Source organism: Synechococcus sp. R3-13 (assembly GCF_047462195.1).
Classification (GTDB): domain Bacteria; phylum Cyanobacteriota; class Cyanobacteriia; order Thermostichales; family Thermostichaceae; genus Thermostichus.
Window position 1 is genome coordinate 1 of the sequence record NZ_JANSIO010000025.1, and the last position, 6,524, is coordinate 6,524.

General features: G+C 60.4%; 6 protein-coding genes and 1 pseudogene. 6 read left to right on the forward strand and 1 reads right to left on the reverse strand.

The genetic code is table 11. The annotated features are described in order from the left end of the window. Positions 1-860, reverse strand: a pseudogene (locus tag NW856_RS00805) (glycoside hydrolase); the annotation flags it as partial. 167 nt (positions 861-1,027) lie between these two features. On the opposite strand from NW856_RS00805, the gene NW856_RS00810 reads away from it, so the two are divergent. The 6 genes from NW856_RS00810 to NW856_RS00835 form a co-directional block, all read left to right on the forward strand. Continuing rightward, a complete protein-coding gene (locus tag NW856_RS00810) occupies positions 1,028-1,555 on the forward strand; it encodes an HNH endonuclease (RefSeq protein ID WP_414398611.1) in 528 nt (175 codons plus the stop codon). A 61-nt stretch (positions 1,556-1,616) separates the two neighbouring features. Then, positions 1,617-2,189 (forward strand): phycobiliprotein lyase, encoded by a 573-nt coding sequence (locus NW856_RS00815; protein WP_414398613.1) that lies wholly within the window; start codon positions 1,617-1,619, stop codon positions 2,187-2,189. A gap of 35 nt (positions 2,190-2,224) precedes the next feature. Beyond that, positions 2,225-2,914, forward strand: a complete 690-nt coding sequence (gene hypB / locus NW856_RS00820; RefSeq protein WP_414398614.1) for a hydrogenase nickel incorporation protein HypB — start codon at positions 2,225-2,227, stop codon at positions 2,912-2,914. 123 nt (positions 2,915-3,037) lie between these two features. After that, entirely contained in the window at positions 3,038-4,924 is a 1,887-nt protein-coding gene (locus tag NW856_RS00825; protein ID WP_414398615.1) for an AAA family ATPase, read from the forward strand. Positions 4,925-5,090: 166 nt separating this feature from the next. After that, positions 5,091-5,366, forward strand: a complete 276-nt coding sequence (locus NW856_RS00830; protein WP_414358425.1) for a hypothetical protein — start codon at positions 5,091-5,093, stop codon at positions 5,364-5,366. A gap of 33 nt (positions 5,367-5,399) precedes the next feature. Then, positions 5,400-6,524 (forward strand): LL-diaminopimelate aminotransferase (locus tag NW856_RS00835; protein WP_414398616.1); only part of this gene is annotated, 1,125 nt, incomplete at its 3' end.

The following is a 6,524-nucleotide window of genomic DNA, read 5'->3' on the forward strand; positions in this document are numbered from 1 at the left end:
AAGCCCTGTTCTTGCACAATCGGCACAATGGCAGGGCTCACCGATTGCTCCGAAGGCCACAGGCCCCGCGGCTCGCGGCCAAAGCGCTCCCGATAGATCTGCTTAGCCCGCTCCAGTTGGGTGTGGACATCCTGCTCCCAGTGAAAGGGGTAGCGAGGTAAGGGCAACCCTGGGCGGGCCACCCGTGCCGAGCGCTCGCTCACCAACAGGGGCAAGATGGGGTGGGTATAGGGGCTGGTGGTCAGCTCCAGTTGGCCGTTGCTCTGCAGTTTGGCGTGTTGGGGCAAGATGGCGCCGAGGATCTGTTGTTGCTTGGCGTAGATCCGCTGCCGATCCGCCAGGGTAAAACCGGATCCCATCTTAATCCAGCCCTCGATCTCAGGATCCTCCTGAAAGAGGGGATCAAACCAAGACAGGTTGTGCCAGGCCAGCAGATCGCTGAAGTCCTGCGGAGTCCAGTACTGCAGACACCAGTTCACCCCCTGAGATTCCCGTTGGTTGTAGAGCTGCCGATAGCGGGGGTAGGGCTCGATCATGGTGGGGTAGTGGCTGTCGAAGAAGCGCTCGACCACAAAGCGCAGTTGATCGGGGCCGAGCTTTTCGACAGGGGATAGGGTCAGTTCCAGGTAAGGATCAAAAGCCGAGCCGGCTACGTACTCTTCGATTTGCACAATCAGGGAGGGCACCAAGTTGACCGTTTGGTGCAGGCGGGGATAGCGCTCCAGCAGCAAGACCAAGTCCAGGTAATCTTTGATCCCGTGTAGGCGCACCCAAGGCATGCGATATTTACCCGCCACCGGACTTTTGTAGAGGGGTTGGTGTTGGTGCCAAACCAGAGCGACGTGCAGCGGGTAAGTCATGGGCGGTACGGGATCCAACCATCACCCGGATACTAGCCCATCTGTCTGGCTGGCGATCGTAAGAAACTCTTGAATGTCTGAGCTCTGCCGGTGTCGATGGCGGTGGGGAAAAGCTTGCCATTCGGCAGATTCCTCAGGAGAATGGCGGCAAATGGAAGAGCTGAGCCATGACTGCCGCTACCCACCTTCTGGAACAGTCGATCGTTGTCTTTTCCCAAAACTATTTGCCCATTAGCCGGGTCAATATCAAGCGGGCAATCGTGCTGCTGCTAACAGGCAAAGCCGAACCGCTCTCGATGATGAATGTGCCGGTGTGGAAGGTGCGCTCCCCCAACCAGGTCATTGAAGTGCCCGAACATATTCGCCTGACCATCAAGGGCAAAGAGCGCGCTTGGCGCGTGCCCCCTGTGAATCGGCGGGAGGTTTTGCGGCGGGATCACCACACCTGCCAGTATTGTGGCAGCACCCACAATCTGACCTTGGATCATGTCGTGCCCCTCTCCAAAGGGGGATCCCACAGTTGGGACAATGTGGTGACGGCTTGCGAACGCTGCAATCAACGCAAGGGCAACCGCACCCCTGAAGAGGCCAACATGCCCCTGCGCAGCAAACCCCGTGCCCCTCTCCACCCGACGGTGGCTTTTGCGGAGCAGTTCTGGCGCGAACACCAAAGTCGGCAAGATCGGCAAGATTGAGGGTTGCCGTGCAAGCTAAGATCGGCGAACCCTGTTCCATCGATGAGGATCCGCGTCGGCCATGATGACCGTAATGGAGTTTTTTGCCCTCAGTGCCGGGGAGTGGATGTGCCAGCGCACCAGCCATCATTTGGCTTTTCGCCGCTCTGAGGGGGGGAGGTCGAGAGTCCAAATTGCAACGCTTTCGGCAACCGATCCGGCAGTCATACGGGTTTGCGAGTTGTTCAAGGTGGATCCCCGACGAGCTGTGGGAGCAGCGCGGGTGCAGTGGGATGGCGAGCAGGAGTGGGATAACGAAGAGTACAAGGGAGATGTGGTGCTGGTACCTATCCCCGATGAGACCGATCCCATGCGCGGGCAGTTGCTGCGGGATCAGGGCTACGCCGAGAAAGTGCCGGTGGCCGGTACCTATGTCATGGGATCCGATGGTGCCCTCACCCTCTACACCCAGTATGAGATGACCGAATCGGAAGAGCGCATTTGGTTTGCCAGCCCCAACTTGCGCCTGCGGGCCAGCACTGTCAAGCGGTTCGGTGGCTTCAGCATGGCTTCTTTCTGCTCCGAGGTGCGTAAACTCTCCGTCGGCCCTTCTCCCACCCCTACGGTGGCCGAATCCAGCTCTTTCCGCAGCTAGAGCGTTTTCTCCTCAACCGCAACACGGGTTGTGCCATGCACCAAGTCTTGGATCTGGGGATTAACCTGCTCCACGCCAATCAACACCAGGCCGACCACAACCGGGAGCATTTTGATGCCTGGGGAGTAACCTGTCTGAACCTCATGAGCGCGCCGGGGGCGGGTAAGACGTCTTTGATGGAGAAAACCGTGGTCGCTCTTGCCGGCTCGCTGCGCCTGGCGGTGATCGAGGGAGACATGACGACCCAACTGGACGCGGAGCGGTTGCGTCGCTACGGGATCCCGGTGATTGCCATCAACACGGGGCGGGCCTGTCATTTGGATGCGGCCATGGTGGCCGGGGGCTTGCAGCAATTGGAAGCACTGCTGGATCCCCAACAACTGGATTTGCTGCTGGTGGAAAATGTCGGCAACTTGGTCTGCCCGGCGGAGTTTGAGGTGGGGGAACACGCCAAGGTAGCACTGCTCAGCGTCACAGAAGGGGAAGACAAGCCTCTCAAGTACCCAATCATGTTTCGAGAGGCGGATTGTCTGCTGATCACCAAAGTGGATCTGGTTCCTGTGTTGGAGGTGGATTTGGATCGGATCCAGGCCAATATCCGCGAGATCAACCCTTCTGTGCCGATTTTTTGTCTTTCTGCCAAGACGGGTGACGGGCTGGAGCCCTGGCTGGGCTGGATCCGAGAGCAGATTCTCCTTGCCCAACACCGACGGCAGCCGCAGTGAAGGGTATCATACTGAGCATCTAGCCGTGGAACTCTCCTCACCTGAGCTGGCCAGGCAGGGGATGAGTTAGCACCTCTGGCGGGTCAATTTGCAGATAACTTGTGTGGATGGAAAATCCCGGCTATGGCCAATTTAAGTGACTTTGTACAGGGCATTGAGCAGTTGATCGAGCTGGCTCAGAAGCTGGACGAGAAAAAGCAAAGTGGAGAGCTGCGAACCGAAGTCCGCATCCAGGCCCGTCCTCTGGGCAGTTCTATTCCCCCTTCCGGCTCCATCCCCCGCCGCCGCAGCCCTGCCCAAACGGGGGATCCCCCCTGGAGCAGCGAGCCCCAAGTGATGTCTGCGGTTCGCTTCCAGGAACCGTCCAAGGCCGCTGTGCCCGACCCGCCAGCAACTTCTGCCGACCGCCCAGAGTCTTGGGCTGGGCCACGCCTCAAGGATGTGGGGGGACTGAGGGAACAGCTCCAAGCGCTGCGGGAGATGGTGGAGATCCCCCTCAAGCGGCCCGATCTGCTGGCCAAGCTGGGGTTGGATCCGCCCCGCGGCGTGTTGTTGGTAGGCCCCCCCGGCACCGGCAAAACCCTGACGGCCCGCGCCCTGGCCGAGAGCCTGGGGGTGAACTACATCGCCATTGTCGGCCCGGAGCTGATCGGCAAGTACTACGGCGAGGCGGAGGCGCGCCTGCGGCAACTGTTTGAAAAGGCAGCCAAATCGGCTCCCTGTCTGGTGTTTATTGACGAAATCGATGCCCTAGTGCCCAACCGCGCCACTGTCGAGGGGGAGGTGGAAAAACGCCTGGTGGCCCAGATGCTGGGGCTGATGGACGGGTTTGTGGCCCAAAAGGGGATCGTGGTGCTGGCAGCCACCAACCGGCCCGAGGCTCTGGATCCGGCTCTGCGGCGACCGGGGCGCTTTGACCGGGAGGTGATCTTCAAGGTGCCGGATCGGGAGGGGCGGCGGGAGATCTTGGCCATCCACACCCGCGACATGCCCTTGGCGGAGGATGTGGATCTGGACAGCTTGGCGGATCAGACCTTGGGCTTTGTGGGGGCAGATCTGCGGGGGTTGTGTCAGGCGGCAGCCTATGCGGCTTTGCGGCGGCAGGTGCCCGATTTGGGATCCCCCATCCCCGACTCGTTGACGGTCTCGGCGGCAGATTTTCAACAGGCTCTGCAACAGGTGAAGCCGGCGGTGCTGCGCTCGGTGGAGATCGAATCCCCACAGGTGAGCTGGGATCAAATTGGCGGTTTGGATCACGCCAAGCAGATTTTGCAAGAGGCCATCGAGGGATCCCTGCTTCACCCTGAGTTGTACGAGCAGGCTCAGGCCCAAGCACCCAAGGGGATTCTCCTGAGCGGGCCGCCCGGCACCGGCAAAACCCTGTTGGCCAAAGCCATCGCTTCCCAGGCTAAGGCCAACTTCATCGCCGTCTCCGGCCCGGAGCTGCTCAGCAAATGGGTGGGATCCTCCGAGCAGGCGGTGCGGGAGCTGTTTGCCCGTGCTCGGCAGTGTGCCCCCTGCGTGATTTTCATCGACGAGATCGATACCCTGGCCCCGGCGCGGGGAAGCTACTCCGGGGATAGTGGGGTCAGCGACCGCGTTCTGGGGCAACTGCTGGCAGAGCTGGACGGGATCCGCCCCAGCCAGGGGGTGTTGGTGGTGGCCGCCACCAACCGCAAGGCCAGTTTGGATCCCGCCCTCACCCGGGCCGGCAGGTTGGAGCTACACCTGAGCGTGGAGCTGCCGGATCGCAGCGGGCGACGGGAAATTTTGGCCGTTCACAACCGCAAGCGTCCCCTGGGGCCCGATGTGGATTTGCAAGGGTGGGCTGAGCAAACCGAAGGTTGGAGTGGTGCCGACCTCGCCCTGCTCAGCAACCGCGCCGCCATCGCTGCCATTCGTCGCCACCGGGCCACCTCAGAGTCGGTGGATGCCAAAACCCTGGTCATCCAACAGGAAGACTTCTGTCGGGCCTTTGCCGAGCTGCAGCAGCAACGCCAAGCCGGCTGACCAGGAAAACCGGGTTCGGCGCTCCGCGCTGCTAAAACGAACAAGCCCCGACTTACCGCTACGCGGTTCGCCTTGGCGGGCCGTAGGCCTTAGCAAGCCAGTAGGGCGGCTTTTGCTTTATCGCTACGCGATGCTTTCGCGAACGCCTCTGGTGGCACAGAGCGCTATGATCTTTCTCGAGGCACTGGTGAAAGTCAGTGTATTGCGTCCGGAGCTGAAGTCAGCGACTTTCCCACAGTTGCACCAGTTGGCTTTGGCCTCTGGAGAATTGTATTTCAGAGCCCTCGTCGCCTTTTGGCGCGTGGTGCGCAAGAAAGGTCTGTGGCTCAAACCCACCGGCCTCCTGCGCTGGTTCCCCAACACCTCAGAGAATGAGCTCCATGCCCATAGCGCTGTTCGCCTCTGGCGGCGCGGAGCGCTTGAAAGAATCCCCTGCTTTTAGGGGGGAATGTCAACTCCTCTTCGGCAAATCTCCATGGCCAGGATCAACGACCATTTCCTTAAGCTCAAAGCCGGCTATCTTTTCCCTGAAATTGCCCGACGGGTACAATCCTTTGCCGCCGCCCATCCCGAAGCTCAGATCATCAAAATGGGGATTGGCGATGTCACCGAGCCGCTGCCGGAAGCCTGTCGGACAGCCATGATCCGGGCGGTGGAAGAGATGGGGGAACGGGCCACCTTCCGCGGCTATGGGCCAGAACAAGGCTATGAGTGGCTGCGCCAGGCCATTGCCCAGCACGACTTCCAAGCTCGCAACTGCGATATCGATGCTTCCGAGATCTTCGTCTCCGATGGCTCCAAGTGCGACTGCGGCAACATCCTGGATATCCTCGGCCACGACAACACCATTGCCATCACGGATCCCGTCTATCCGGTTTATGTGGACACCAACGTGATGGCGGGCCATACAGGGCCAGCCAACGAACGCGGCGAATATGAGGGCCTAGTCTATCTGCCCATCACCGCCGAAAATCACTTCACCGCCAGCCTGCCCAGCCAAAAGGTGGATGTGATCTACCTCTGCTTCCCCAATAACCCCACAGGTGCAGTGGCCACGCGGGAGCATCTGCAGAACTGGGTGGACTATGCCCGTGCCCACAACTCCTTGATCCTGTTCGACGCCGCCTACGAAGCTTACATCACCGAGCCTGGGATCCCCCACTCCATCTACGAGATTCCGGGGGCGCGGGAATGCGCTATTGAGTTCCGCTCCTTTTCCAAAACCGCTGGGTTTACCGGCACCCGCTGCGCCTTTACGGTAGTGCCCAAGTCTGTGCGGGGGCAAGCTGCCGATGGATCCTGGGTGGATCTGTGGAGCTTGTGGTATCGCCGCCAATCCACCAAGTTCAACGGGGTGTCCTACATTGTGCAACGAGGGGCAGAGGCAGTTTATTCCGAAGCGGGGCAGGCGCAGGTGCGAGGTCTGGTGCAGTTTTACCTGGAAAATGCCCGCATCATTCGCGAGCAATTGGCCGAGGTGGGGATCCAAGTCTATGGCGGCGTGAATGCCCCCTACGTCTGGGTGAAAACACCCGCTGGGCTGAGCAGTTGGGAGTTTTTCGACAAGCTGTTGCACACCTGCCATGTGGTGGGTACCCCC

Bases quoted from the DNA above. Each gene is read 5' to 3' on its own strand.
- NW856_RS00810 (WP_414398611.1), top strand. From the start codon at position 1,028: ATGACTGCCGCTACCCACCTTCTGGAACAGTCGATCGTTGTCTTTTCC.
- NW856_RS00815 (WP_414398613.1), top strand. From the start codon at position 1,617: ATGATGACCGTAATGGAGTTTTTTGCCCTCAGTGCCGGGGAGTGGATG.
- hypB (WP_414398614.1), top strand. From the start codon at position 2,225: ATGCACCAAGTCTTGGATCTGGGGATTAACCTGCTCCACGCCAATCAA.
- NW856_RS00825 (WP_414398615.1), top strand. From the start codon at position 3,038: ATGGCCAATTTAAGTGACTTTGTACAGGGCATTGAGCAGTTGATCGAG.
- NW856_RS00830 (WP_414358425.1), top strand. From the start codon at position 5,091: ATGATCTTTCTCGAGGCACTGGTGAAAGTCAGTGTATTGCGTCCGGAG.